Origin of the sequence: Pseudonocardia endophytica (assembly GCF_004339565.1) — a bacterium.
In the GTDB taxonomy this organism is placed as follows: domain Bacteria; phylum Actinomycetota; class Actinomycetes; order Mycobacteriales; family Pseudonocardiaceae; genus Pseudonocardia; species Pseudonocardia endophytica.
Window position 1 is genome coordinate 1,799,912 of sequence record NZ_SMFZ01000001.1, and the last position, 24,532, is coordinate 1,824,443.

At 71.0% G+C, this 24,532-nt stretch carries 28 protein-coding genes and 2 pseudogenes; 11 read left to right on the top strand and 19 right to left on the bottom strand.

Annotated features, from left to right (window positions below):
- Positions 1 to 14: 14 nt before the first annotated feature.
- The 3 genes from EV378_RS07970 to EV378_RS07980 are packed head-to-tail and all read right to left on the bottom strand — an operon-like array spanning position 15 to position 3,106.
- The gene (locus EV378_RS07970; protein WP_207908602.1) at positions 15 to 1,028 is read right to left on the bottom strand and encodes a zinc-dependent alcohol dehydrogenase family protein; all 1,014 of its coding nucleotides are present in this window, start codon (positions 1,026 to 1,028) and stop codon (positions 15 to 17) included.
- 38 nt (positions 1,029 to 1,066) lie between these two features.
- A complete protein-coding gene (locus EV378_RS07975) occupies positions 1,067 to 1,603 on the bottom strand; it encodes a cupin domain-containing protein (protein ID WP_132422248.1) in 537 nt (178 codons plus the stop codon).
- A gap of 33 nt (positions 1,604 to 1,636) precedes the next feature.
- Positions 1,637 to 3,106 carry an aldehyde dehydrogenase gene (locus EV378_RS07980; protein ID WP_132422250.1) on the bottom strand — a complete coding sequence of 490 codons (1,470 nt, stop codon included), beginning with the start codon at positions 3,104 to 3,106 and terminating at the stop codon, positions 1,637 to 1,639.
- 188 nt (positions 3,107 to 3,294) lie between these two features.
- On the opposite strand from EV378_RS07980, the gene EV378_RS07985 reads away from it, so the two are divergent.
- Positions 3,295 to 4,476, top strand: coding sequence for a low temperature requirement protein A (locus tag EV378_RS07985; protein WP_207908603.1), 1,182 nt, complete (start codon positions 3,295 to 3,297; stop codon positions 4,474 to 4,476).
- 7 nt (positions 4,477 to 4,483) lie between these two features.
- On the opposite strand, the gene EV378_RS07990 is transcribed toward EV378_RS07985, so the two are convergent.
- On the bottom strand, positions 4,484 to 5,677 hold the full coding sequence (locus EV378_RS07990; RefSeq protein ID WP_132422254.1) for a cytochrome P450: 1,194 nt from the start codon (positions 5,675 to 5,677) through the stop codon (positions 4,484 to 4,486).
- Positions 5,678 to 5,838: 161 nt separating this feature from the next.
- Between EV378_RS07990 and EV378_RS07995 the strand changes: the two genes are divergently transcribed.
- Positions 5,839 to 6,831, top strand: a complete 993-nt coding sequence (locus EV378_RS07995; RefSeq protein WP_132422256.1) for an AraC family transcriptional regulator — start codon at positions 5,839 to 5,841, stop codon at positions 6,829 to 6,831.
- Positions 6,832 to 6,889: 58 nt separating this feature from the next.
- Here the strand turns inward: EV378_RS07995 and EV378_RS08000 are convergent, their stop codons facing one another.
- The 3 genes from EV378_RS08000 to EV378_RS08010 are packed head-to-tail and all read right to left on the bottom strand — an operon-like array spanning position 6,890 to position 11,081.
- Entirely contained in the window at positions 6,890 to 8,803 is a 1,914-nt protein-coding gene (locus EV378_RS08000) for a hydantoinase B/oxoprolinase family protein (protein WP_132422258.1), read from the bottom strand.
- 5 nt (positions 8,804 to 8,808) lie between these two features.
- Positions 8,809 to 10,845, bottom strand: coding sequence for a hydantoinase/oxoprolinase family protein (locus EV378_RS08005; RefSeq protein WP_132422260.1), 2,037 nt, complete (start codon positions 10,843 to 10,845; stop codon positions 8,809 to 8,811).
- 14 nt (positions 10,846 to 10,859) lie between these two features.
- Positions 10,860 to 11,081 carry a hypothetical protein gene (locus EV378_RS08010; RefSeq protein WP_132422262.1) on the bottom strand — a complete coding sequence of 74 codons (222 nt, stop codon included), beginning with the start codon at positions 11,079 to 11,081 and terminating at the stop codon, positions 10,860 to 10,862.
- 77 nt (positions 11,082 to 11,158) lie between these two features.
- Between EV378_RS08010 and EV378_RS08015 the strand changes: the two genes are divergently transcribed.
- From EV378_RS08015 to EV378_RS08035, 4 genes are all read left to right on the top strand, one after another.
- Positions 11,159 to 12,265, top strand: coding sequence for an AraC family transcriptional regulator (locus EV378_RS08015; protein ID WP_207908604.1), 1,107 nt, complete (start codon positions 11,159 to 11,161; stop codon positions 12,263 to 12,265).
- Between the two features lie 90 nt (positions 12,266 to 12,355).
- Positions 12,356 to 12,727: a DUF2255 family protein gene (locus tag EV378_RS08020; protein WP_132422264.1), complete on the top strand. Its 372-nt coding sequence runs from the start codon at positions 12,356 to 12,358 to the stop codon at positions 12,725 to 12,727.
- An 812-nt stretch (positions 12,728 to 13,539) separates the two neighbouring features.
- Complete coding sequence (locus tag EV378_RS08030) at positions 13,540 to 13,830, top strand: hypothetical protein (protein ID WP_132422266.1); 291 nt, start codon at positions 13,540 to 13,542, stop codon at positions 13,828 to 13,830.
- Positions 13,831 to 14,025: 195 nt separating this feature from the next.
- Complete coding sequence (locus EV378_RS08035) at positions 14,026 to 14,625, top strand: TetR/AcrR family transcriptional regulator C-terminal domain-containing protein (protein ID WP_132422268.1); 600 nt, start codon at positions 14,026 to 14,028, stop codon at positions 14,623 to 14,625.
- A gap of 19 nt (positions 14,626 to 14,644) precedes the next feature.
- On the opposite strand, the gene EV378_RS08040 is transcribed toward EV378_RS08035, so the two are convergent.
- A complete protein-coding gene (locus EV378_RS08040; RefSeq protein WP_243653340.1) occupies positions 14,645 to 14,902 on the bottom strand; it encodes a cytochrome P450 in 258 nt (85 codons plus the stop codon).
- Here EV378_RS08040 and EV378_RS36215 point away from each other — a divergent pair.
- Both EV378_RS36215 and EV378_RS36885 read left to right on the top strand, forming a co-directional pair.
- Positions 14,889 to 15,140, top strand: a pseudogene (locus EV378_RS36215) (type II toxin-antitoxin system RelE/ParE family toxin); the annotation flags it as partial. The gene EV378_RS08040 and the pseudogene EV378_RS36215 sit on opposite strands and share 14 nt — an antisense overlap.
- 21 nt (positions 15,141 to 15,161) lie before the next feature.
- Positions 15,162 to 15,428, top strand: coding sequence for a TIGR03943 family putative permease subunit (locus EV378_RS36885; RefSeq protein ID WP_341540438.1), 267 nt, complete (start codon positions 15,162 to 15,164; stop codon positions 15,426 to 15,428).
- Here the strand turns inward: EV378_RS36885 and EV378_RS08050 are convergent, their stop codons facing one another.
- On the bottom strand, positions 15,429 to 17,510 hold the full coding sequence (locus EV378_RS08050; protein ID WP_279389600.1) for a heavy metal translocating P-type ATPase: 2,082 nt from the start codon (positions 17,508 to 17,510) through the stop codon (positions 15,429 to 15,431).
- 94 nt (positions 17,511 to 17,604) lie between these two features.
- Entirely contained in the window at positions 17,605 to 17,889 is a 285-nt protein-coding gene (locus EV378_RS08055) for a DUF1490 family protein (RefSeq protein ID WP_243653341.1), read from the bottom strand.
- Positions 17,890 to 18,235: 346 nt separating this feature from the next.
- Between EV378_RS08055 and EV378_RS08060 the strand changes: the two genes are divergently transcribed.
- Positions 18,236 to 19,042, top strand: a complete 807-nt coding sequence (locus EV378_RS08060) for a class I SAM-dependent methyltransferase (RefSeq protein WP_132422270.1) — start codon at positions 18,236 to 18,238, stop codon at positions 19,040 to 19,042.
- Positions 19,039 to 19,524 carry an SRPBCC family protein gene (locus EV378_RS08065; protein ID WP_132422272.1) on the top strand — a complete coding sequence of 162 codons (486 nt, stop codon included), beginning with the start codon at positions 19,039 to 19,041 and terminating at the stop codon, positions 19,522 to 19,524. The genes EV378_RS08060 and EV378_RS08065 overlap by 4 nt, the downstream gene beginning before the upstream one ends.
- 140 nt (positions 19,525 to 19,664) lie before the next feature.
- Here EV378_RS08065 and ykgO read toward each other — a convergent pair whose 3' ends face one another.
- The 9 genes and pseudogenes from ykgO to EV378_RS08110 all read right to left on the bottom strand — a co-directional run bounded on the left by ykgO (position 19,665) and on the right by EV378_RS08110 (position 23,211).
- Positions 19,665 to 19,787 (bottom strand): type B 50S ribosomal protein L36, encoded by a 123-nt coding sequence (ykgO, locus tag EV378_RS08070; protein ID WP_132422274.1) that lies wholly within the window; start codon positions 19,785 to 19,787, stop codon positions 19,665 to 19,667.
- Positions 19,788 to 19,790: 3 nt separating this feature from the next.
- Positions 19,791 to 19,940: pseudogene (locus EV378_RS37020) on the bottom strand (SAM-dependent methyltransferase); the annotation flags it as partial.
- 78 nt (positions 19,941 to 20,018) lie between these two features.
- Positions 20,019 to 20,324 carry a 30S ribosomal protein S14 gene (rpsN, locus tag EV378_RS08080; protein WP_132422276.1) on the bottom strand — a complete coding sequence of 102 codons (306 nt, stop codon included), beginning with the start codon at positions 20,322 to 20,324 and terminating at the stop codon, positions 20,019 to 20,021.
- Positions 20,324 to 20,560, bottom strand: a complete 237-nt coding sequence (gene rpmB, locus EV378_RS08085) for a 50S ribosomal protein L28 (RefSeq protein WP_132422278.1) — start codon at positions 20,558 to 20,560, stop codon at positions 20,324 to 20,326. Before rpmB ends, rpsN begins: the two co-directional genes overlap by 1 nt.
- A 7-nt stretch (positions 20,561 to 20,567) precedes the next feature.
- On the bottom strand, positions 20,568 to 20,825 hold the full coding sequence (rpsR, locus tag EV378_RS08090; RefSeq protein WP_132422280.1) for a 30S ribosomal protein S18: 258 nt from the start codon (positions 20,823 to 20,825) through the stop codon (positions 20,568 to 20,570).
- A 5-nt stretch (positions 20,826 to 20,830) separates the two neighbouring features.
- Positions 20,831 to 20,998 carry a 50S ribosomal protein L33 gene (gene rpmG / locus EV378_RS08095; RefSeq protein ID WP_132422281.1) on the bottom strand — a complete coding sequence of 56 codons (168 nt, stop codon included), beginning with the start codon at positions 20,996 to 20,998 and terminating at the stop codon, positions 20,831 to 20,833.
- Positions 20,999 to 21,030: 32 nt separating this feature from the next.
- Positions 21,031 to 21,201: a 50S ribosomal protein L32 gene (rpmF, locus tag EV378_RS08100; RefSeq protein WP_132422282.1), complete on the bottom strand. Its 171-nt coding sequence runs from the start codon at positions 21,199 to 21,201 to the stop codon at positions 21,031 to 21,033.
- Complete coding sequence (locus EV378_RS08105; RefSeq protein WP_132422284.1) at positions 21,201 to 21,449, bottom strand: type B 50S ribosomal protein L31; 249 nt, start codon at positions 21,447 to 21,449, stop codon at positions 21,201 to 21,203. Before EV378_RS08105 ends, rpmF begins: the two co-directional genes overlap by 1 nt.
- 382 nt (positions 21,450 to 21,831) lie before the next feature.
- Entirely contained in the window at positions 21,832 to 23,211 is a 1,380-nt protein-coding gene (locus EV378_RS08110) for a hemolysin family protein (RefSeq protein WP_243653342.1), read from the bottom strand.
- A 153-nt stretch (positions 23,212 to 23,364) separates the two neighbouring features.
- On the opposite strand from EV378_RS08110, the gene EV378_RS08115 reads away from it, so the two are divergent.
- Positions 23,365 to 24,522 carry an NAD-dependent formate dehydrogenase gene (locus tag EV378_RS08115; protein ID WP_243653343.1) on the top strand — a complete coding sequence of 386 codons (1,158 nt, stop codon included), beginning with the start codon at positions 23,365 to 23,367 and terminating at the stop codon, positions 24,520 to 24,522.
- The last annotated feature ends 10 nt before the right edge of the window (positions 24,523 to 24,532 follow it).

Sequence of the window (24,532 nt, forward strand, 5' to 3'; positions counted from 1 at the left end):
CGGAACGCCCGCGGTCAGAACTCGATGACGGCCTTGCCGCCGGCCTGCTTGTCGAACTTCTCGTACGCCTCGCGGGCCTGCTCGACCGTCCAGTGATCGGTGAACAGGTCGTCGACGGCGATGCCGTGTCGGGCGACGTAGCGCGCGCACTCCCCCAGCCCGACGTTGGAGAACGTGTACGTGCCGACCAGCGTGATCTGCTTGAGCACCAGGTCCGGCGCGACGTCGAGCGTGACGTCCCCACCGAGCCCGACGTAGGCGCAGCGACCCCACGGCGCGAGGCTGCGGACGGCCTCGACCCGCGCGGACGGCGCACCGGCGCACTCGACCGCCGCCGTCGCACCCTTGCCTCCGGTGATCTCCTTGATCGCGGCGACGGTGTCGCCGTCGGCCGAGTTCACCACGTGGTGCGCGCCGCGGGCCTTGCCGACCTCGAGCCGCTCGGCGTCGATGTCGACGGCGATCACCTCGGCGCCCATCGACGCCGCGAACTGCACGGCGGACTGCCCGATCGGCCCGAGCCCGAACACGGCGACCGTGTCCAGCGCTGTGACGTCGATCCGGCGCAGCGCGCCGAACGCCGTCCCGGTGCCGCAGGCGATCGCCGCCCCGGCCGGGAAGCTGACCCCCTCCGGCAGGTGCACGAGCGTGTTCGCCGGGGCGACCATGTAGTTCGCGTGGCCGCCGTGGGCGGTGGCGCCGTAGATCGTCGCGCCGGTGGGGCACATCTGCGTCCAGCCGCTGCGGCACAGGTCGCAGACGCCGCAGCCGTCGTAGTGGAACTGCATGACGCGGTCCCCGATGGAGAACGCGGTCACGCCGTCGCCGACGGCCTCGACGACGCCGCACGGCTCGTGACCGGCGACGATCGGCGGGATCTCGTCGTCGCCGAAACCCTTGAACCCCAACGCCTTCAGGCCTGCGCCGGGCGGGTCGCGGTACAGCTTGAGGTCGCTGCCGCACAGGCCGGACGCCTTGATCCCGATGACGACCTCTCCCGGACCGGGCGTCGGTTCGTCGAAGTCCATGACCTCGAGCGTGCGATCGCCGGTGAAGACGACACCCCTCACCGCGTGCCCGCCATCATCGTCGCGACGATCAGCACCGGCTCGGTCGTGCGGTTCGACCAGATGTGCTTGACGCCGCGGGTGACGAACGTGTCGCCGGGCTTGAGCAGCGTCTCGCCGGTCTCCATCACGGCGTACAGCTCACCGGAGATCACGGTGACCACGTCGACGGTGTCGGTCTCGTGCCAGAGCCCGCCGTGCGCGCTGTCGTCGACCCCCTCGTGGGAGTCACCGCCGTGGAACGCGTCCAGGGACTCGGCGTAGGCCTTGGCATCGAACTCGCTGTCCGGCGGGAAGCTCGCGAGCCGCACGACCAGGCCGTTCTTCGGCGGGTCGAGCACCGGCTCGACGCCCAGCGTGGCCGCGGAGTCCACGGCGGACGGCACGCTGTCGACCTGCCAGGTGTCCATCACGGTGAAGCCGGGGGCAGCGACGCGGGTGGCCGTGTTGCCGTCGCTGACGATCGTCGACTGGCCGTTCTCGTCGACGCCCGAGACGACGACGCGGGCCTGGGCCTTGAGGTGCTCTCCGGGCATGGTGATGACTCCTTTGTCTGGTGTGGACGGATCTCAGACGTGGACGGTCGGGACGAAGCCCTTCGGGAGCCCGACGGACTTGATCTCCACGTAGGCGTCGAACCCCTCGGGCCCGGCCTCCCGGCCGATGCCGCTGGACTTGAAGCCCCCGATCGGCGCGTGGAACCCGACCGGGCTGCCGTTCAGCTCGACCGTGCCGGTACGGATCCGCCGGGCGACGTCGAAGCCGCGCTGCGGGTCGCCGGTGAACACCGACCCGTTGAGCCCGTAGGCGGAGTCGTTGGCGATCGCCACGGCTTCGTCGACGTCGTCGTAGGCCAGTACGGACACGACCGGTCCGAAGATCTCCTCCTGCGCGATCGTCATCGACGGGTCGACGCCGGCGAACACCGTGGGCTCGACGAACCAGCCGTCGCCCAGTCCGGACGGCCGTCCGCCACCGAGCACGACCTGCGCTCCCTGGTCGCGTCCGGACCGGATATAGCCCTCGACACGGCCGCGTTGTACGTCGCTGACCAGGGGGCCGATCTGTGTGTCCGGGTCGGTCGGGTCACCGACCGGCATCGTGGAGACCATCGCCGAGAACGCGTCCAGGAACTCCCGCTCGCGCGAGCGGGGCACGATGATCCGGGTCTTGAGGCTGCAGACCTGGCCGCTGTTGCGGAACGAGCCGGTCCGCAGCTGCTCGACGGCAGGCCCGAAGTCCGCGTCGTCGAGCAGGACGGCGGCGGACTTGCCGCCGAGCTCCAGCGTGACGCGCTTGAGGTCGTGCCCGCACAGCGACGCGATCCGTCGACCGGCGGCGGTGGATCCGGTGAACGCGACCTTGTCGATCTCCGGGTGCGCGACGAGGTGCTCGCTCACCTCGCGGTCGGCGGGAACGACGTTCACCACGCCGTCTGGCAGCCCAGCCTCGGACAGCAGCTCGGCAAGCAGGTAGGCGTCCAGCGGCGTCTGTGGCGCAGGTTTGAGCACGACGGTGCAGCCGGCCAGCAGTGCAGGTGCCAGCTTCATGATCGAGATCAGCAGCGGCGCGTTCCACGGGACGACCGCGGCGACGACGCCGACCGGCTCGCGCAGCACGACCGAGCGGCCGGTGGCCGCTTGCCGCTCACTGACCCAGGGATAGTCCGGGGCGAGCTCGAGGAACGTGTCCAGCACGACCTTCGGTCCGGCGGCCTGCATCGAGCGGGACAGCGTGATCGGGCAGCCCATCTCGTCGGTGACCAGGGAGGCGATCTCGTCGGCGCGCGCGCCGAGCGCGTCGCTGACGCGACTCAGGACCGCGATGCGCTCCTTCAGCGATGTCCGGGGCCAGTCGCCGTGGTCGAACGCCTGCCGCGCCGCCGCCACGGCTGCATCGACGTCCGGGACCGACGCGGAGGGCACCGACGCGATCGGCTGCGTAGTGAACGGCGAGGTCACCGTGAGGGTCTCGGTGGATCGCGCCTCCACCCAGCGGCCCCCGATGAAGAGCTTGCTGTCGGTGCCCGTCGAGACCATCCGGCTCGTCCTCTCGTCATGACCAGGCCGCGGAAGTGCCGTGGGCTGGGTCGCGTGGGTGAGCTACTTCGTACCATATATTATCTTTAATGCAAGACTCGGCCTCGACGAGCGCAGGAGGCCCGAGGGACGAATCGCCCGTCCCGGCAGTAGTCTCCGGCGACGCCGAGATCAGGGAGGGAACCGCTGTGGCCCTACCGGACGCCCGACCGCGCCTGCTGCGACCGGACGGCGACGGCAGCTCCGAGGTCGCACCGATCGAGCTGTTCTTCGACCTGGTCTACGTGTTCGCGATCGTCCAGGTCTCGCACACGCTGCTCGCGCATCTCACGCCGCTGGGCGCGCTGGAGACGGCGCTGCTGTTCGGTGCCGTGTGGTGGATGTGGAACTACACCGCTTGGGCCATGAACTACCTCGACCCGCGTGCCGGCGCGGTCCGGGTGCTCAACGCCGTGCTGATGCTGGCCGCCCTCGGCATGGCACTGGCACTGCCCGAGGCGTTCGCGGAGGGCGGCCTCCTGTTCGCCGCCTGCTACGCCGTCGGGCAGGTGGGCCGGCCGGCCTTCATGTGGGTCACGATGCGCGGGCATGTGCTGTCCCGGAACTACCGCAACCTGCTGGTGTGGAGCGCGGTCGCCGCGGCGCTGTTCGTCGCCGGGGCGTTCCTGCCCACCGTGCCGCGCCTGATCGCGTGGGCGATCGCCCTGGCGATCGACGTCGCGGGCCCGCGGTTCGACTACCGCGTGCCCGGGCTCGGCTCGACACCGATGGAGAGCTGGCCCGCCGACGTCGAGCACCTCGCCGAGCGCAACCGGCTGGTGTTCATCATCGCGCTCGGCGAGTCGATCCTGATCATGGGCTTCACGATCTCCGAGCTGCCGGAGAAGACGCCGTATGTGTTCTTGATCGCCGTGCTCGGCTTCGTCGGGCTGTTCGCACTGTGGTGGTCCTACTTCGCCCTCGCCGGGCCGGAGACCGACGCGAGCCACGGCGACGGCAGCACGGCCGCGTTGCGCGGGGCGTTCCCGTACGCCCACGGCCTGATGGTCGCCGGCGCGATCCTGTTCGCCGTGGCCATCGAGCTGCACATCACCCACCCCGAGACCGGACCCGCGCTCGTCCTGACCTCGATCGGCGGGCCGCTGCTCTACCTGGCCGGGAACATCCTGTTCCTGCGCTCCCGCACCGGATCGGTCGCCCGCGCGCGATATGTCGCGGCCGGTGCGCTCGTGCTGGTCGGCATCGTGGGTCTGGCCCTCGGGCATTCGCTCCCGGCGATCGCGCTCGGCGTCGCGGTGCTGGCCGTCGTGATCGCACTGGCCGCGGTCACCCAGCTGGCCGCAGGCCGGGAGCAGGTCCCGGCCGGCTGACTGCTGTTCAGGGCGCGACGAGGTAGGAGGCCAGGCCGCGGACCCACGGCGACGGCAACCACGTCACGTCGTCAGCGACGGGCCGCAGATTCGGCATGCGCTGCAGTGTCATCCCGAGCGCGAGGCCACACATCATCTTCCCGAGCACCGCGCCGATGCAGTAGTGCGGCCCCATCCCGAGCGCGAGGTGCCTGCTCAGCCCCGGCCGGTTGATGTCGAACGTGTCCGGCTCGGCGAAGACCGTCTCGTCGCGGCACGCCGACGCAATGTAGGACAGCAGGACCGAGTCGGCGGGGATGACCTTGCCGTGCAGCTCGATGTCCTGGGTTGTGGTCCGGCCGAGGAAGCGCACCGGCGACACGTGCCGGAACGTCTCGTCGATCACGAGGGGGAGGACGTCCGGGTCGGTCTTGACGGCGTCGAGCAGCGCGGGGTCTCCGAAGCACTCCCACAGCGCCGAGCTGATCAGGTGCGACGGCGTCTCCGCACCACCGAACTGGATGATGAACGTCAGGCTGAGCACCTCATCGGCGGACAGCACCTGCTGGTCCTCCTCGGCCTGGACCAATGCGCTCACGAGATCGTCGCCGGGGTGGATACGGCGGTAGGCGATCAGCTCGGTGAAGTACCCCCGCAGCTCGTTCACGCTCCGGTGGATGCGGTCCAGCTCCTCCTGGGGCAGCACGCTGCGGGCACCCGACCGGATCAGGTCCGCGGTCCAGCGCTTGAACTCGTTGCGGGCGATCGTCTTGTCGGCGCCGAGGATCTGCGCCGTGACGTTCACCGGCACGTTCGCGGCGAAATCCGAGACGTAGTCGAACTCGGACCGGTCCTGGACTTCGTCCAGGAGCTCGCTGATCAACCCCCGGATGCCCGGCTCCATCTTCTTGATCAGCCCGGGCACGAAGGCCTTGCTCGCCAGCCGGCGGAGGCGCGCGTGGTCGGGCGGGTCCGACGAGATGATGGACGGGACCTGGGGTACCGGGTCGAACTCACCGAGCGCATTGTTGATCCAGTCCCGCGAGGAGTACAGCTCGGGGCGCCGCAACGTCGTCACGACGTCCTCGTACCGGAACAGCGCCCAGACCCCCATCGACTCGATGAAGTACGCCGGGGCCTCGTGCCGCATCGCCCGGTAGTACCCGAAAGGATTCTGCTGGTAGTCCTCGGACATCGGATCGAAGGCCGTTGCTGTGGTCACGTCAGACTCCCTGTCCGAGCTGCTTCACCGTCGCTGGGACCGTATGGGCCTGAGGTGTGGGTCACTATCCGCTCGACGCCGATCGTCGTCCTGTTTCCGATGAAATATATGATGCGTGGTACGGTGTCGCTGAAGGCACGACGAGGTGTCAGGAGGCAGTGGTGCACGTCGACGCCCACGGGCCGGCCGGGACCTCGCGCTTCCACACGGCCGACCTCGACGAAGCCCGGGAATGCACGTCCCGGACGTTCAGCAGACACGACGTCCGTCTGGTCGGCGGTAACGGTCTCGACTTCCGTCTCGACCTAGCCCGGTCACAGCGGCTGACGGTCGGACAGATGGCCTACGGGGCCGAAGCGACCGTGCAGGGCCCGCCGATGGAGCAGTGCTACCACCTCAACCTGCCGATGACCGGGACGATCTCCGCCGCACAGCACGGCGTGCGCCGGACGTTCTCCGGAGGCGACGCCGCAATCATCTTCCGTCCGGGCGAGCCGTTTGTCGTCCTGATGAGCTCCGACTCCTGGCAGTACCACCTCAAGCTGCCGAAGGAGACGCTCGAGGCGCACGCCTCGAAGCTCGCCGGCGCCCGGGCCGTCGGAGACATCGAGTTCGACCTGACGTTCGACCTGACGACGACACACGGGCGCGCCCTGCTCGCGACCGTAGGGCTCCTCTACGACGAGTTCTCCCGAGAGGACGGCCTGGCACGCCTGCCCGCCGCGTGCCGTGAGCTCGAGTCCGCGGCGATGACCAGCGTCCTGATGACGGTTCCCAGCCAGCTGACAACCGGCGTCGGGACCGTTCCGGCGCGCACCCGCCGCTCCCGGATCCGCGAGGTCATGGACTACGTCGACGACCGGGCTGGGAGCGACGTCACGACGGCCGACCTCGCGGCGATGGCGGGGATGAGCCTGCGGGCGCTCCAAGCCGGGTTCCACGACGTCGCCGGCGTATCGCCGACCGCCTACCTGCGCGCGGCCCGTCTCGACCGGGTCCACGCCGATCTGACGGCCGGCGCCTCGGTCACCGACGCCGCGACCCGGTGGGGCTTCTACCACCTCGGACGGTTCGCCCAGCACTACCGCAGGCGCTTCGGCATGCTTCCGTCGGACACCGCCCGGCGCACAGGGCCGCCGCGCCGGCGACCCTAGAACTCGATGACGGCCTTCCCGCCGGCCGGGAGCAGGTCCCGACCGGCTGACCGGCCGCTCAGGACGCCCGCAGCGCGCGGGTCGCGTCGTCGTCGACGCGCAGGCCCTCGGGATCGGCGTGCGGGTCCCCGACGACCACGACGCCGTAGTCGCGCGCGGCGCCCTCGACGCTGACGTAGGAGTCACGGACGTCCTCGAGGACCTTCGCCGGGTCGCGCTCGAACGCCGGCCCCCATCCCCCGCCACCGTTCGTCAGGCACCGCAGGACCGATCCGGCCGCCGTGCGCCACGGCGTCTCGCGCCCGAAGTGGTGGTAGACGCCGTTCGCGGGGTCGAGCGCCTTCGTCTGCGGGTCGAGGATCCCGGCGACCGGGTTGCTCGTGGCGTAGACGTCGCGGCCGGTCCCGACGAGACCGGTGAGCTCCCCCTCAGGCGGGAAGATCCACATGGCGCCGTTCGGCCCGGCTTCGCCACCGTTTGCCCCGACCCCGCTCGGCTCGCGGGTGCGGAACGGCGACAGGTACTGCTCGGCGTCGGTCAGCCAGAGCGAGTCCTTCAGGTTCGCCGCGCCGCCGCGGTGCGTGCCCGCTCCCCCGGTGTCGGTCGCGTGTTCCTTGCGCAGCACGACAACGGGCGAGTCGTGCTCGATCGTCTCGGTCGCCGGGTCCAGGTTGTTCAGGTTGAACAGCACCGTGTAGCTGTCCCCGTCACCGTGCGCGGTCGCGCCCCACGGGCCGTGCTCGCCGCCGCACTGGGTGGCCGACTGCCACGGCGTGCCGTCCGCGCGCAGACCGCTCGCGTTGTGCGTGTTCGTCGACCCGTAGTCGCCGCCGACGGCGCGGTCGCCGAGCACCGGGTTGAGCGCCTGGAAGATCGCGGCGATCAGCGCGCCGGACGTCTCCCAGAACATCATCGGGGCGCCCTCCGGCGGCATCGACGAGATCACCGTCCCGGGCGGGGCGACGAGGTCGACGTGCCGCCAGGTGCCCGACGTGAACGGGATCGACGGGTCGAGCAGCATCGTGAGCGCGACGCCGAGCGCGGTCTTCGCGTCCGCGATCCCGCAGTTGATGCACGTGCGGGCCTGCGCCGACGTCCCGGAGATGTCGGCCTCGATGTCGGCGCCCCGCTTGCGGACCGTCACCGCGACGGCGAAGTCGAGCGTGTCGTCGAGCCCGTCCGCGTCGACCGTCGCGGTGCCCGAGTAGTCGCCGTCCGGGATCCGGCCGATCGCCTCGCGCATCAGCTCCGCCGACGTGTCGCAGGCGTAGACCAGCGAGCCGAGGTACGCGTCCAGCCCGTACCGGTCGATGATCTCGTGCACGAGCCGCTCCCCGAACTGCAGCTGGTGCAGCGTGGACATGAAGTCGGGCAGCAGCAGCCCGCCGAAGCGCGAGTTGTCGAACACGAGACTGAACATCGACCGGACCGGCTCGTCCTTGTGCCACAGCAGGACCGGCGGGATGACGACGCCGTTCTCGTACACGTTCATCTTCGTCGCGGAGAACCCGCCGGGCACGGTGCCGCCCATGTCGAGCTGGTGGGCGCACATGTTCACGAACGAGACGATCGCGCCGTCCACGAACACCGGGCGGACGAACAGCACGTCGTTGACGTGCCTGCCGCCGCGGTACGGGTCGTTGCAGATCAGCACGTCGCCCTCGACGAGGTTCTCCGGCCCGAACTCCTCGACGGTGTTGCGCACGGCGTCGGCCATCGTCCCGAGGAACACGGTGAGGCTGTTGCTGACCACCGCCATCCGGTAGTCCTGCTCGGGCGGGCCGGACACGGTGCACGCGAAGTCGTACCAGTCGCGGATGATCGGGCTGAACGCCTCGCGCAGGAACGCAGTGCTCATGTGGCCCATCGTGTGCTTGAGCCGGTTCACGATCACCGACGCGCTGAAGCGGTCACACGAGTAGGCGTCCTGGAACCGGGTGTCGTCCAGGTCTCGGATCCTGGTGTCGGACATGGGTCTCACTTCCTGGTGATGACGAGTTCGCCGTAGCGGCCGACGGTCAGGTGCTGCCCGGCACAGACGTGGGTGGTCGAGAGTCCCTCGTCGACGATCAACGGCCCGTCGAGCTCGTCGCCGGATTGCAGCGCGACGCGGTCGTAGACGGGGGCCTCCTGGCTGTCGTCCGGTGCGTCGAGATCGCCCAGGAAACGCAGGGTCGCGGTACGGACCGGGGTGAGCGTCTCGTCTCCTCGGACCCGCAGCTCGGGGTACTCGACCTTCGGCGTGTCCAGCACGGCGCGCACCCGGAACGTGACGCCCTCGACCGGGAAGAACTCGAAGCGGTTGCCGGAGCGCTCGGCGTAGGTGTCGTGGAACGACGCGATCATGGTGTCGATCGCGGCCGCGTCGATCGTGCCGCCCGGCACCGGGACGAACGGGGTCTCCCAGCTCTGGCCGAACAGGTGGCCGTCGTAGCTGCGCTCGAACGTGACGTCCGTGGACGCGTCGAGGCGCTCGGAGATCTGGCTCTCCATCTCGGTGAACAGCGCGTCGATCCGCGGTGCGACGTCGGCGGACAGGATCGTGTACGCGCTGCGGTTCGCGGTGTAGGTCTGGTCGGCCGACAGCAGGCCCAGCGCGGAGAACAATCCCGGGTTCGGCGGGACGACGACCTGCTTGCAGTGCACGGCGTCCATCGCCGCCGGGAGCAGCATCGGGCCGGCCGCGCCGTAGGCGACCAGGCTGTAGTCCCGCGGGTCGATGCCGTGCGCGATCGCCACGTTGAACACGCCCTCGGCGATGTTGTGCACCGCCATCTCGTAGGCGTAGCGGACACGCTGGGCGAGCGTGAAGTCGGTCGGCAGCGCCTCGAACGCCTGCGTGGCCCTGTCCAGGTCGAGCGAGAGCTTGCCCCCGGCGAACCCGCCCGGGTCGAGGATCCCCATCATCAGACACGTGTCGGTCGTGGTCGGCTCGGTGCCGCCGCGCCCGTAGCACGCGGGGCCGGGCGTCGAGCCCGCGCTGCCCGGCCCGACCTGCACCTCACCGGCCTGCCCGATGCTCACCAGGCTCCCGCCACCGGCGCCGATCGAGGTGACGTCGTTGGCCAGCGCGTTCACGACCAGGTCGTGCTCCAGCTCGAACGTCGTGTTCACGATGGCTTCGCCGCCGGTGACGACGGAGATGTCGCACGACGTCCCGCCGACGTCGGCGCAGAGCAGGTTCGGCTCGCCGATCAGGGACCCGAAATGGGCGCTGGCGACGGTGCCCGCGGCCGGCCCGGAGAACACGATCCGGAACGGCTGCTCCATCGCCCGGTGCGACGGCACGAGCGTCGCGGCGCAGTCGGCGAAGTTGAGCCGGCCGGTGAACCCGAGGTCCGCCAGGCCCTTCTCCAGTGCGGCGGTGTAGTCCGAGTAGATCAGCTTCATCGCCGCGTCGATCACCGTGGTCGACGCGCGGGTGTACTCCTTGGCCAGCGGGGAGACCTCGCTGGAGATCGAGCACGGGACGTCGCCGAGGACCTCGCGCACCAGCTCGCGCAGCCGCTCCTCGTGCGAGCGGTTGATGTAGGCGTTGATCAGGCAGATCGCCACGCCGGCGACCTCGCACCGGCGCAGCACCTCCAGCTCGGCCCGCGCCTGGTCCTCGTCGAGCTCGAACAGGATTCTGCCGTCGGCGGTGATCCGCTCGCGGATCCCGCGGCGCAGGTAGCGGCGCACGAGCGGTCGGGCCGCGTCGCCGAAGCTGCGCCGCCAGCCCGGGTCGAGGATGGCGTCGTCCGGCCGCCAGACCCGGCCCATGTCGAGGATGTCCCGGTGCCCTTCGGTCGCCAGGAACCCGATCTTCGGGAGCCGCCGGGTGATCACCGCGTTCAGCCCGTGCGTGCTCGCATGGTTGAAGACGGCCGAGTTCCCGACGCCGAGCTCGGCGGCGCCGTCCAGGACGGCGCGGCTCACATCGGTGTAGTCGGTGGACACCTTCGCCGTGTGGATCTGCCCATCACGCAGGGCGACCACGTCGGTGAACGTGCCGCCCACGTCGACTGCGATCATCGTCGGTCCCTTCCCTACATCTGGTCGGACAGAAGCTGGATCGGTCCGAGGCGCGGGCCGCGCTCCCGTTCGACCGAGGCCAGGCAGCTCTGGCACTTCACGACGTCGAACCAGCCGCCCTCGGAGTTGACCGGGTAGCGGCGCAGGTCCTCGGCGCCGCAGCGCGGGCACCGGCCGTCCACCTGCTCCCGTTCCTGGAACAAGGGCTGGTTCGTGGTGGACACTCCGTCTGGCATCGCGACACGGCTCCGTCTCGTCTCGGCGGCGGTGATCTGCCGGACGCTAGGGGCGACGTGGCACGGGTCACCATCACGTGAGCGAACCGACGGGTCCCGGGAACGAACGGATTGCGACGAACAATATATTCCGTATGATGCTTCATCAGCATCACGATGATGCGCGCGGAAAGCCACTGCGAGGGAGCATGCACACCGAGCAACGGGTCCGGCCCGCGACCGGGCCGACGCGGTTCCGGACCGCGGACCTGGATGTCGCCCGCGCGCAGGTGACCGAGACGTTCGCCGAGCACGAGATGACCGTCGCCGACGGGCGCGACCTGGACTTCCGTCTCGAACTCGCCCCGGCCGGACTACTGACTCTCGGCCGGCTCGGCTACGGCGCCGACGTGCGGATCGCCGGCCCACCGATGCGGTACTGCTACCACGTCAATCTGCCGATCAGCGGCGAGAACACGGTCGAGCAGAACGGCGTGAAGCGGACGTCGATGGCCGGCCGCAGCGGTATCGCCATGCTGCCGAACAGCCCGTTGACCATGTGGTGGACCCCGGAAGGTGACCAGCACGCCATCAAGCTGCCGAAGGAGCTCCTGGAGACTCACGCGGCGAAGCTCGCCGGGCGACCGGCCGGCGAGTGCATCCGGTTCGCGCTCGAGTTCGACCTGACCGGGCCCCAGGGGCGGGCCCTCCAAGCGACGACGCGGTTTCTCTCCACGGAGCTGAACCGGCCCGGCGGGCTCGCCACGATGCCGGCCGCACGGCACGAGATGGAGTCCGCGCTGATGACGCAGCTCCTGGTCACGATCCCGAGCCAGCTCACCCCCGAGCTGCACGGCCGCCCGACACACACCCGTACGTCGCGCATCCGCGAGGTCGTCGAGTACGTCGACGCCCACCCCGATGCAGAGCTGACCACCGCCGATCTCGCCGCCAGGGCGGGCATCGGCGCACGGGCGCTCCAGATCGGGTTCCAGGAGCTGGTCGGCATGACGCCTCGCGAGTACGTCCGAGGGGTTCGGCTCGATCAGGTCCGGATCGAGCTGAATGCCGGCGCCCGGCCGATCACCGCCGTCGCCGCGAAATGGGGCTTCTTCCATCCCGGCAAGTTCGCGCAGCAGTACCGAGCGCGATTCGGCCTCCTACCGTCGGACACGTCGCGCCGCGTCGACACTCCCTCGGCCTGAGCCGAGCAGCGCGTGGCGGCCGACAACTACGGAGACATGATAATATATTATGCGTGAGCCACTCGAGCACTGACGCGGAAGGGCGAACCCATGCCCCACTGGACTCATGACCAACTCGCCGCGCTCGACCAGCAGGAGGTCACGATCGCAACCCGCCGCCGGGACGGCGAGCTGCGTACGTTCCGGACCGTGTGGGTCGTACGCGACGGCGACAACCTGTTCGTCCGCTCGGCCTACGGCCGGGAGTCGGCCTGGTTCCGCGGAACCCGTAGCGCCCACGAGGGCCGCATCGAGGCCGGCGGAACGGCAGTCGACATCGCGTTCGTCGACGTCGACGACCCGGACCTGGCCGCTCGGCTCGACGAGCACTACCGGACCAAGTACGCCGCATCACCAGGCCCGATCGCGACGATGATCGGCGACGACGCCCGGCGAGCGACGATGCGGCTCGACCCGCGCTGACGCCCGCGTGGTCGAGCTCTCCGGCCTCGGCCCAGGTCCTGTTCAGCGACGTCCAGCAGTACGACTCGGCGTCCTCCGGACCCTCGCTGTCCCCGACGACGGGCCAGCGCCGCCGGTCCGACCCGCCGCCGAGCGGGTCGATCCGGATCACGAGGTGCCCAGCTGCACCAGCGTCATCCCACCGGTCGCCCGGCCACGAAGCTCGGGCACTCCACCACGTGCAGTCCGGTAGGGGTCCGCTCATGCCCGCCATCCCGTCCCCGGGCCCGGGGCGGCGCGCGGATGCGCACGGCACGGCGGAACGCGACGCGCCCCGGCACACGCGGTCGCCGGACCGGCGCGCGCCCACCGGACCCCGCGCGACCGCGGCGTAACGGCCGCGGCGCGGGAGCGATGTCACGGGAGGGCCGTTCCGATGGCCCGCCGTCCGTCGCGCCCGCCGTACCGCCGGGCCGAACGGCCCGCCGCGATCTTCTCGGCGTTCGACCGTGATCGATCGCTCGAATGCCGGGCAACCACTGTGGACGATGTGGTTCGTTCGGAGCAGCGGGCGTCCACCCGTGCGCGGTGGATCCGGCCGCGGCTCTCACCCGGACGGCGTGCGACTGACCTTCCGGGTCGCTGTCCGGCGCATCTCCGGCACCGTTCGACGTGGCGTCGAACGGCGAACGGTTCACCCGCATGGCCGTTGCGGCACAACGTTTTGCCTATTTTTCCCGGGCGGGCAATATCCCGGCCCGGGCCGCGACGGCGGTGCGGGGAGCACCCCGTCCGGCCCGCGTCCGCACCACCCGAGGATGAGGAGAACGACCATGAACACACGGGCACGGATCGCCGTCGGAGCCGTCGTCGCCGGGGCCGCGACCGTCGGCACCGCGGGCGTGGCGATGGCCGGGACGGCCTACCCCGACGCCGACGGGGCCGGCCACGTCGCCACGTACAAGTCGGCGGGCCACGGCTCGTCGTCCTCGTTCGGCGCGATCTCCGACGACGACGGGGGCCAGGACCGCACGGGCCTGCTCACCGGTGTCTCCCAGGGGGTCGGAGGCCTCCTGGGCGGCGTCTGGGACGCGACGGGCCCCCTCGTCGACGGGCTCCTCTGAGCTGATCGCGGACGGCCCCGGGGACGCGCGCCGCCGCGCCGCCCGGGGCCGTCGCGGTCCGCACCACGTCACCTCCCGCCGGATCGGCGAGCAGCGCAGGTGCGGCGGGCCGGGTACAACTGCGGAGTGAGTCCGACATCCGCCGGGCCCCGCCCGCACCGCGGCCGGGGGCGGCCTCCGCGCATCGGCCGCGACATGATCGTCGCAGCCGCGCGGGAGATCGACCCCTCGACGTTGACGCTGCAGGCCGTGGCCACCCGGCTCGGAGTCGACCGAAAGGCGATCACGTATCACGTGTCTGGACTCGACGAACTGACCGCACTCGTCGCCGCGGCGAACCTCGCCGACGAGCTCGCGGACCTCGATCTCTCCGCCGGTGACTGGCAGGACGCCGTGCGCGCCTACGCCGTCGCCGCCCGCGACACCCTCCTGCGGACACCCAGCCTGGCGATGGTGATCGAACGCATCCCGGGCGCCGGGGTGCTGCGCCCGGTCGACGCGCTCGCCGGGCGGCTGTTCGACGCGGGCTTCGACGAGGCTGTCACCGGCCGGGCGGTGTCGATGATCTCCACCGTCGCGTTCGCCGGAGCGCGGGACATCCTGCTCGCCAGGACCTACGGCGAGGAACCGATCACCGCCGACGTCCGCCGGATCGTCGGCGAGCTGCCCGCCGACGACCTGGTCAACATCCGGCGGATGCTCGACGCCTCCGGCCTCGAGCCCCGCAGCGACCGCGACCGGTGGTTCGACCTGGACCTCGTCATCGCGGGCCTGGAGGCCGTTGCGGCTCGGTAGGCGGTCGGGCCGGATCAGGTCAGGTCACGGCGACCTCGAGCCGTTCCAGCCCGCGCAGCCCGTTCTCGATCATCGGCCGGGACTCGAGGATCTCGAACCGGCGCACCCGGTCGGCCAGCCGCTCCAGCAGCGCGGTCATCTCCAGCCGCGCCAGGTGCATCCCGACGCACACGTGCTCGCCGCGGCCGAACGCCAGGTGGTCCGACGGCTTGCGGGCGATGTCGAACCGGGCCGGGTCCGGATAGGTACTTGACTGGCTCGACGGCCTCGACAGCACTGCTTACGCTCGAGTTGTCCAGGCCATCGACACCCTCGCCGACCACGGACCGGGGCTCGGACGTCCGCTCGTCGATACGATCCAGGGGTCCTCGCTCCCGAACCTCAAGGAATTGCGCCCAGGCAGCGTGCGGATCCTGTTCGCCTTCGACCCGTGGCGGTCCGCGATCCTTCTCGTCGCAGGAGACACGGCCGGACAGTGGAGAACCTGGTACACCGAGGCCATTCCGCTGGCCGAGCATCGCTACGAGCGCTACCCGCTGACCGGGTTCGTCGTCCGCCGCGACGACGGCACGGTGGAGCTGGCCCGGCTGACGATCATCTGCTGCGCGGCGGACGCCCGGGTGAACCGGGTCCGGCTCCGCGGCGACCTGCCGCTCGACGCGTTCGCTGCGGACACTTGGCTGCGCGTGCGCGGCACGCTCGTGCCGTCCCCCGCCGTGCCCGCCCCGGCCCGGTCGGTGCCGGCGCTGACCGCCACGTCGGTGGAGGAGATCCCGGCACCGGCCGACGTCTACGAGTACTGATCAGGCCGCGTCCGGGTCGGCACCCGGCCGGTCGGCGATGCGGTAGCGGATCAGGCGTGAGCTGTTCGCGACGACGGCGACGCTGGACGCGTTGTGCAGGATCGCCGCGACCACGGGGGACAGCGCACCGCCGGCGGACACGACGAGCCCGGCCGCGTTCACCGCGATCGACATGCCGTAGTTCTGCCGGATCAGCGTGATCGAGCGGCGTCCGAGATCGCGCAGGTCGAGCAGAGCGCGCAGGTCGTCCGCGGCGAGCGCGACGTCCGCGGTCTCGACGGCGACGTCGGTACCCGCGACGCCCATCGCGATGCCGATGTCGGCCAGGGCCAGCGCCGGGGCGTCGTTGGTGCCGTCACCGACCATCGCGACGGTGTGCCCCTCGGCCCGCAACGCGCGCACGAGGTCCTGCTTGTCCTCGGGCATGACCTGGGCGCGGTACTCGTCGATGCCGAGCTCCGCGGCCACCGCCGCGGCCGTCGCCGGGTGGTCGCCGGTGAGCATCACGATCCGGCGCACGCCGTCGGCGCGCAGCGCGTCGAGCACCTCGCGGGCCTCGGGGCGCACGGTGTCGCGCAGCGAGACGAGCCCGACGAGCGCGCCGTCGACGGCCAGCAACAGCGGCGTCTCGGAGGCCTTCTGGAGCCTGCGGACCCAGTCCGAGGCCTTGCGGCTGACCGGCACCTTCTGCCTGCGCAGCAGCTCACGGGACCCGATCAGCAGCACCCGCCCGTCGGACTGCACCCGCATGCCCTGCCCGAGCAGGACCTCGCACTGTTCGTGCGGCGGGATCTCGATCCGCCGCTCCTCGGTGGAGCGGATCACGGCCTGGGCCAGCGGGTGCCGGGAGTGGATCTCCGAGCTGGCCGCGTAGGCGAGGACCTGCTCGGGCGACCACGCGTCGTCGAAGGAGATGACGTTCGTGACGACCGGTCGGCCGAGCGTCAGCGTGCCGGTCTTGTCGAACACGACGGCATCGACGCGACCCGCCGCCTCGAGGTGCGCGCCGCCCTTGATCAGGATGCCGCGCCGCGCGCCGTTGCCGATCGCGGCGCTGATCGCGGTCGGGGTGGAAAGCCCGACCGCGCACGGGCAGGCGACGAGCAGCATCGTCATCGCGCGGCGCACGTCGCGGGTGGCGAGCAGCGTGAGCGCGGAGAGCGCGAACGACGCGGGCACGAAGCGCCGGGAGAACGCCTCGCCGACGGTCTGGATCGGAGCCCGGTCGTCCTGCGCCGACTCGACCCGCTCGATGATCCGGCCGATCGCGGTGTCCGGACCGACCGCCGTCGCACGCACGACGATCCGCCCGCGCAGCACTACCGATCCGGCGTGCAGCGGCGCGCCGGGGCCGACCGTGACCGGCAGCTGCTCGCCGGTGATCGCGGCCTGGTCGAGCACGCCGTCGCCGTCGACGACCTCGCCGTCCACCGGCAGCACGACGTGTTCGTGGACGATGACCTCGTCGCCGACGCCGACGTCGGTGATGTCGACCTCGACCTCGGTCCCGTCGGCCAACCGGGTCCAGGTGCGGGTCCGCGCTCCGGTGAGAAGCTCGCTGATCGCGCGCCGGGACCGTCGCAGCGTCAGGTCCTGCAGGTACTCGCCGATGTTGAGCAGCCACAGCACGGTCAGCGCGACCACGTTCTCGCGCAGTACGAGGCTCGCGACGGTCGCGGCGGACACCAGCGCGTCGGTGCCCGCCCCCTTGCCGCCGGTCAACGAGCGCAGCGCGCCGCGCAGGAACGGGTATCCGGTGAAGATCGTGACACCGGTGGCGACGGTGCGACCGGCCGGACCGAGGACCGGCGGCCGGGCGAATCCGTAGCGGCGGACACCCAGCGCGGCCAGCGCGATGCCGCCGACGACAAGCCGGACCAGCTCCCCGTTGTGCGTGTCCGCCGAGCGCGGCGACCGGCCCGCCGTCGCATCCGGGTCAGCGCCCAGCCCCCTGCCGATCGCCGCGACGAGCTCGACGCGGTCGCAGTCCGGCCGGTACCAGACCACGACGCTGCCGGTACGCGGGTAGGCGTGCACCTGCCGCACGCCAGGGACGTGGTCGACCTCGTCCTCCACGGCCACCGCCGACCCCGGTCGCCCGCGCAGCGACGGCGCGGCGAGGCGCACGCGCCCGGCGGCGTCGGACAGGACGCGGAGGCCGGGCTCGGCGTTCGACTCAGTGCTCGTGGTCGTGCCCGCCGTCGGACGCCATGCCCGGCGCCGGGGCCTGCTCGCCGATCCGCTCGCGGGCCTCGCTGACGATGTCGGCCGTCGCGAGCCGCGCCCGCTCGGCACCGGTCTCCGCCGCGCGCGCACCCAGCAGACCCCACGACGTCACCGTCACCGCCGCCGTCCGGGCGGCGCCGGAACGGGCGACCCGCTTCACGCCGTCGTAGGCCACCGCGCCTGCGAGGCCACTCGCGACCAGCCCCACGGCCTTGCCGGCCAGTGCTCCCCACACGTTCAGATCCCTCCCGTACCTTCGCGCACCGTGGTCGACCACCCTCCCCTGGAACTCACCGGCCACGCCCTCGAGCGGTCCTCCCGCCCGTCGGTGTGGTGTCAGCCGGACGGATAGTACTACAGTGATTGTCATTGTCGTTAGAGTGCTTGCGGTCCGACATGGAGGGTGCTCCCCATGATGTGGCGTGCTGGTTCCCACTCGTCCGTACGATCCTGCGTGTCCTGCACGCGGAGCCCGATCGACGCGCCCGGGACGGCGCTCGGCTCGTGAGCGAGCGTGCGAGCGGACCGACGGACACGGCAGCGCCGCGAACGCGGTCGACGAGCGCAGGCGAGGAGGACTCGTGAGCACCGGCGTGTCGCGGTTCTTCGACGACGGCAGTGCCCGGTTCGCGGGCTGGACGCCGGTCCTCTGGGACCCGCACGGCGCGGCGATGGTCGACGCCGCCGCGCCGGCGCCGGGCGAGCGGGTGCTCGACGCCTGCTGCGGCGCGGGTTCCTCCGCACTTCCCGCGGCCCGGGCCGTCGGCCCGTTCGGGCGGGTGGACGGGATCGACCTGTCCGACGGCCTGCTCGCCACCGCCCGCGAGCGGGCCACCGAGGCCGGACTGACCAACCTGGAGTTCGTCCACACCGATGTCACGAGCTGGACCGGCGGCTACGAGGTCGTGCTGTGCGGGTTCGGGGTGTTCTTCCTCCCGGACATGGACGCCGACACCGACCATCTGATCGGGCTGCTCGGCCGCGGTGGCCGGTTCGCCATGACGTGCTGGCCGACCGGCAGCCTGGACGCCGTGTTCCGGCCGTTCTTCGCCGCCGTCTCCGAGCACCGCCCGGACGTCCTCGAGGCACCGAAACCGCAGTTCACGGAGAACTCCGAACGGCTGGGGGCCGAGCGGGACGTGGCCGAATGGCTGGCCGCCCGCGGCCTGAGCGACGTCCGCGTCCGGCGCCGGGAACTGGACATCCCCATCGACGCCGACCGCGGATGGGACTTCCTGCACAGCGGTCCCGTGCGCTCCGTGCTGGGGGACGTCGAGGCCGACACCGTCGAACGGATCCGGCAGTCGTTCCGGGACACGGTCGGCGCGGAGGGCATCGACGTGTTGCACGCGCCGTGCCTCGTCGCGACGGGCACCGTCGCAGGGTGAGCACCGGTCGCGAATGGTGGTTCGAGCGGGCGACGGTCGTCCCGGCCGACCCCGACGACGTGTGGCGGCGGGTGGTCTCGCCCGCCGGGATCAACGACGAGATGCTGCCGTGGATCAGGATGACCGTCCCGCGCGGCGCCGGCGACATCACGATCGACACCGTCCGGGTCGGCGAGCCGGACGGGCGGGCCTGGCTGCTGCTGTTCGGGGCACTCCCGTTCGACTACGACCTGCTCACGATCATCGAGCTCGAACCGGGACACCGCTTCCGCGAGCAGTCGACGATGCTCAGCATGCGCACCTGGGGCCACGAGCGGACGCTCACGCCCGCGGCGGCCGGCGGGACGCTGGTCACCGACCGGGTCACGCTCGGACCGCGCGGCCCGCTGGTGTGTGCAGGACCGCTCCTGCGCGCGGTGCTCGGCGCGTTCTTCGACCACCGGCACCGCCGGCTCGTCCGGCACTTCACCCGCCGGGCCTGACCCGGACGGACGGCGGGCTCGGCGGCGTGTGAGTGAGCGGCGCGGCTCCCCCGTACGCCGGCCGGCTCGTGACGTCGATGGTCCGGGCCCCCGCCGCGCTCCCCGCACGGAGGGGTAGACGGCCTCGGTCGTGAGGAACCTCAGCCCTGCCGGGCCTTGAAGCGCGGGTTCTTCTTGTTGATCACGTAGACCTTCCCGCGGCGGCGGACGACCTGGGCCCCTGGCTTCGACTTCAGGGACCGCAATGACTTGCGCACCTTCATAACTCACCTCCCCTGCGGACCATCGGGACGGTGTCGGTGACGACGGCCGTCTGCCCGCTCGGCCAGGTCCAGCTCTCGGGCGCACCGGGCCAGCTGCTCGACCGCCGTCGCGGAGATGTCGACGGCGGTGACGCGCCATCCGTGCCAGGCCGGCCAGACCGCGTCGCCACCGGCACCGCATCCGAGGTCGAGCGCCGTCCCGGGCGTGAGCCGGCTCGCGTGGTCACGGGCTCACCACGACGACTTCGTGACGCCCGGAAGGGCGCCGGAGTGCGCGAGCTCGCGCAGCCGGACCCGGGACAGGCCGAACTTGCGCAGGTGACCGCGCGGACGGCCGTCGACGGAGTCGCGGTTGCGGATCCGGGTCCGGCTGGCGTCGCGGGGCTGGCGTCGCAGCTCGGCGGCCGCGGCGGCCCGCTCATCGGCCGTGCTCGTCGGACGCGCGACGACCGCCTTGAGCTCTGCCCGGCGCTGGGCGTAGCGCGCCACCACGACCTTGCGGCGCTCGTTGGCCGCGATCTTCGCCTTGGTCGCCATCAGACCTTCCCCCCGTCCGCGCAGATGCGCGCCACCGCTGCGGCGACCCCGATGCGGTCCACCGTCTTCATCCCCTTCGTCGACAGGCGCAGGCGCACCCACCGGTTCTCCTCGGCGAACCAGTAGCGCTTGCGCTGGATGTTCGGGTCGAACCGGCGCGACGTACGGCGGTGCGAGTGCGAGACGTTCTTGCCGAAGCCGGGCGAGCGCCCGGTCAGCTGGCAGACAGCGGACACCGGCCCGTCACCCCCGCCCGGAGTTCGGGTACGGCAGCAGCGCCATCTCGCGGGCGTTGCGGATGGCCACCGCCACCCGCCGCTGCTGCTGCCCGGTCAGCCCGGTGACCCGCCGCGCCCGGATCTTCCCGCGGTCGGAGATGAACGTCCTCAGCAACGTGACGTCCTTCCAGTCCACCTCGGTGATCCCGCGCGCGGTCAGCGGGTTGGTCTTGCGTCGGGGCGTGCGGACGCCCTTGCGCGCCCCCTTGGGGTTCGGCGCCACAGTGCTCAGCGCTCCTCTCGGAACTCGACGTGCCTGCGGATCCTGGGGTCGTACTTGCGCAGGACCAGGCGGTCGGGGTCGTTGCGCCGGTTCTTGCGGGTCACGTAGGTGGTGCCGGTACCCGCGGTCGAGCGCATCTTGATGATCGGTCGCACATCGGTGCTCTTGGCCATGCGTCCTCCCGGACGTCTCAGGGATGTGGGTCTCAGTCCGGCGGCGCGAGGAGACCGTGCCGGTAGGCCGGGACGAGGCGTCGGGGGACGCGGTACTCGCGGCCGGCGATGACGATCGGCACCAGGTCCGGACGGGTCGCCTTCCACCGGGAGCGCCGGCTGCGGGTGTTGCTGCGCGACGTCCGACGCTTGGGGACGGCCATCAGCGACCGTCCCCGTAGCGGCGGCGGAACTTCTCGACCTGACCGGCGGAGTCGAGCACCCGGCGGCCACCCGTCCAGTACGGGTGCGACGCCGTCGTGACGTCCACCGACACGAGCGGGTAGGTGCGTCCGTCCTCCCAGGTGATGGTCCGGTCCGACGTGGCGGTCGACCGCGTGAGGAACGCGACACCGGTCGTGCGGTCCTGGATCACGACGTAGTCGTAGTGCGGGTGGATGCCGGGCTTCACGAGCCGACCCGCCTCCTTCCGTCTGCTGTCCCGTCGGTACCGGAGCGCCCGGACGACGTCACTAATGAAAACGACTGTCATTGTATAGCACTGGGAGGGCGCCGGCTGCCCACCCGGCACGCAGCGGCGCGGACCAGCACCGCGGGCCCGCGCCGCCGGCCATGGCCGGATGCAGTCAGGTCCGCTCCACACCGAGCCGCAGCACCTGACAGCCATCGCGCCGCGTCCACATCGCCGCGACCGTCGGCCATCGACCCGCCGGGGTCCGCCACGCCGCTGCACTCGACGGACGCCTGCACCAGGACGTCTACTCGACAACGGCGACATCACCGCCTCCGCCCGGACGGATCGGGAGGCGTCCTCCCGGGATTCCCCGGGCGTCCTAGGGTCCCGCTTCCTCGGCAGGAGGCGGTAGTGCCGTCACACGGACCCAGGCGGCCCGCCGACCGTCCATACCGGTGACCGTGAAGACGCGGCCCACGGCCGTCACGGAGTCGCCGACCTCAGGGAGGCGTCCCAGCCGCGCGACCACGAAGCCGGCCAGGGTCTCGAACGGACCGGCGGGCAGGACGAGGTCGGCCTCGGCGACCAGCTCGTCGCGGCGCAGCAGCCCGTCGAACACCGAACGATCGGGGCGCGCCGCCGCAGGGTCGAACTCGTCCTCGATCTCACCGACGAGCTCCTCGATGATGTCCTCCATCGTCACGATGCCGTTCGTACCGCCGTACTCGTCCACGACGACGGCCAGATGGGTCCGGCTCGCCCGCATCTCGGCGAGCGCCTCCAGCACGGGCTTGCTGCCGGGCAGCAACGGCGCAGGCCGTGCGACGGCACGGACCGCCCGGTCACCCGCGTCGTCGGTGAACGCGGCGGTGAGCAGATCGCGCAGATGAACCATCCCGACGATCTCGTCCACCGTCTCCCCCACCACCGGATAACGTGAGTGAGGCTTGTCCAGCACCGTGCGCGCGGCGTCGACGAGCAGGGTGTCGGCGGACAGGAAGTCCACTTCGGTCCGAGGCACCATCACGCCGGACAGCTGCCGGTCGGCGGCCCCGAACACGTCCGTCAACACCCGGCGCTCCTCGACGTCGAGACCGTGATGGGTCCGGACGATGTCGTGCAGCTCCTCCTCGGTCACCTCCTCGCGTTCCTCGGTCGGGTCGAGCCCGAGAACCCGCACGACGACGTTGGTCGAGAACGACAACAGAGCGACGATCGGCCTGCTGATCCGGGCAACCAGCCCGAGCACCGGCGCGACGAACAGCGCGATGCCCTCGGCACGCTGCAGCGCCAGCCGCTTGGGAACGAGCTCACCGAGTACGAGCGACAGATACGAGATGAACGCCGTCACGCCGACGAACGCCACCGAACCAGCGAACCGATCCGGCAGACCCCAGTGAGTGAAAAGTCCGGCCAGCGGCTCCGACAACGTCGCACCGCCATAAGCCGAGGCGAAGAACCCCGCGAAGGTGACCCCGACCTGAACCGACGCCAGGAACCGGCTCGAGTCCACCCGCAACCCTCGCACCTGCTGCCCCCGCCTACCCGGCAGCCGATCGGCCTGACTGTCGCGCAACGTGAGCACGGCCAGCTCGGATCCGGAAAAGAACCCGCCAATCAGCACAAACAGTACGACCAGGGCGAGGCTCTCGAATATCGCACTCACGCCGTCCATTTTGCCGGTGGAGCCATTCCTGTTCGACCGCCGAATGTTCCAGATAATGTCGCCGCGCAGCGAACGGGCGCCGGGCGCCGCCACGATCTGTGACGACGGGGTCGGATGTCAGGTCGGGGAGCGCGATTCATGAGATGAATAACCGCATTGACGGAAGCGATCGCCGGACTGTTGGCGCAGGTGGAGATTCACGGGACGGTCGGGTGGTCCGTATCACCGCCGATGACGGAGGAATCCGTGAAGGTCCTGTGCGTGCTCTACCCCGACCCCGTGTCCGGCTACCCGCCGCCGCTGGTGCGCGACGGTCTGCCCGACCTGGCGCAGTACCCGGACGGCCAGACGTTGCCGACACCGTCGGAGATCGACTTCACTCCGGGTGCGCTGCTGGGGAGCGTATCCGGCGAGCTCGGTCTCCGGAACTTCCTGGAAGGCGCCGGGCACGAGCTCGTCGTCACCGCGGACAAGGACGGCGACGACTCCGAGTTCGACCGGCACCTCGCGGACGCCGACGTGGTGATCTCTCAGCCGTTCTGGCCGGCGTACCTGTCGGCCGAGCGGATCGCGAAGGCACCCAAGCTCAAGCTCGCGCTCACCGCCGGGATCGGTTCCGACCACGTCGATCTGGACGCGGCCATCGAGCACGGCGTGACCGTCGCCGAGGTGACGTTCTGCAACAGCATCAGCGTCGCCGAGCACGTCGTGATGATGATCCTGTCGCTGGTACGCAACTACCTGCCGTCGCACCAGTGGGTCCTCGACGGCGGCTGGAACATCGCCGACTGCGTGTCCCGTTCCTACGACGTCGAGGGCATGGACGTCGGCACCGTCGCCGCGGGCCGGATCGGGCTGGCCGTGCTACGCCGCCTGGCCCCGTTCGACATGCGGCTGCACTACACCGACCGACACCGCCTGCCCCCCGAGATCGAGCAGGAACTGAACCTGACCTACCACGACAGCGCCCAGGCCATGGTCCCGCACTGCGACGTCGTGACGATCAACGCGCCGCTGCACCACGAGACACGCAACCTGTTCGACGACGACCTGCTCGCCACCATGCGCCGCGGCGCCTACCTGGTGAACACCGCCCGCGGCCTGATCGTCGACCGGGACGCGATCGTGCGGGCCCTGCAGAGCGGGCAACTCGCCGGCTACGCCGGCGACGTCTGGTACCCGCAACCCGCCCCGGCCGACCACCCGTGGCGCACCATGCCCCACCACGGCATGACCCCACACATCTCCGGCTCCAGCCTGTCCGCACAAGCCCGCTACGCCGCCGGCACCCGCGAGATCCTCGAACACTTCCTCGACGGCACCGCGATCCGCGACGAGTACCTCATCGTCGAGGGCGGCAAGCTCGCAGGCACCGGGGCGCACTCCTACAGCGCGAAGTCCTGAGGGGGCGACC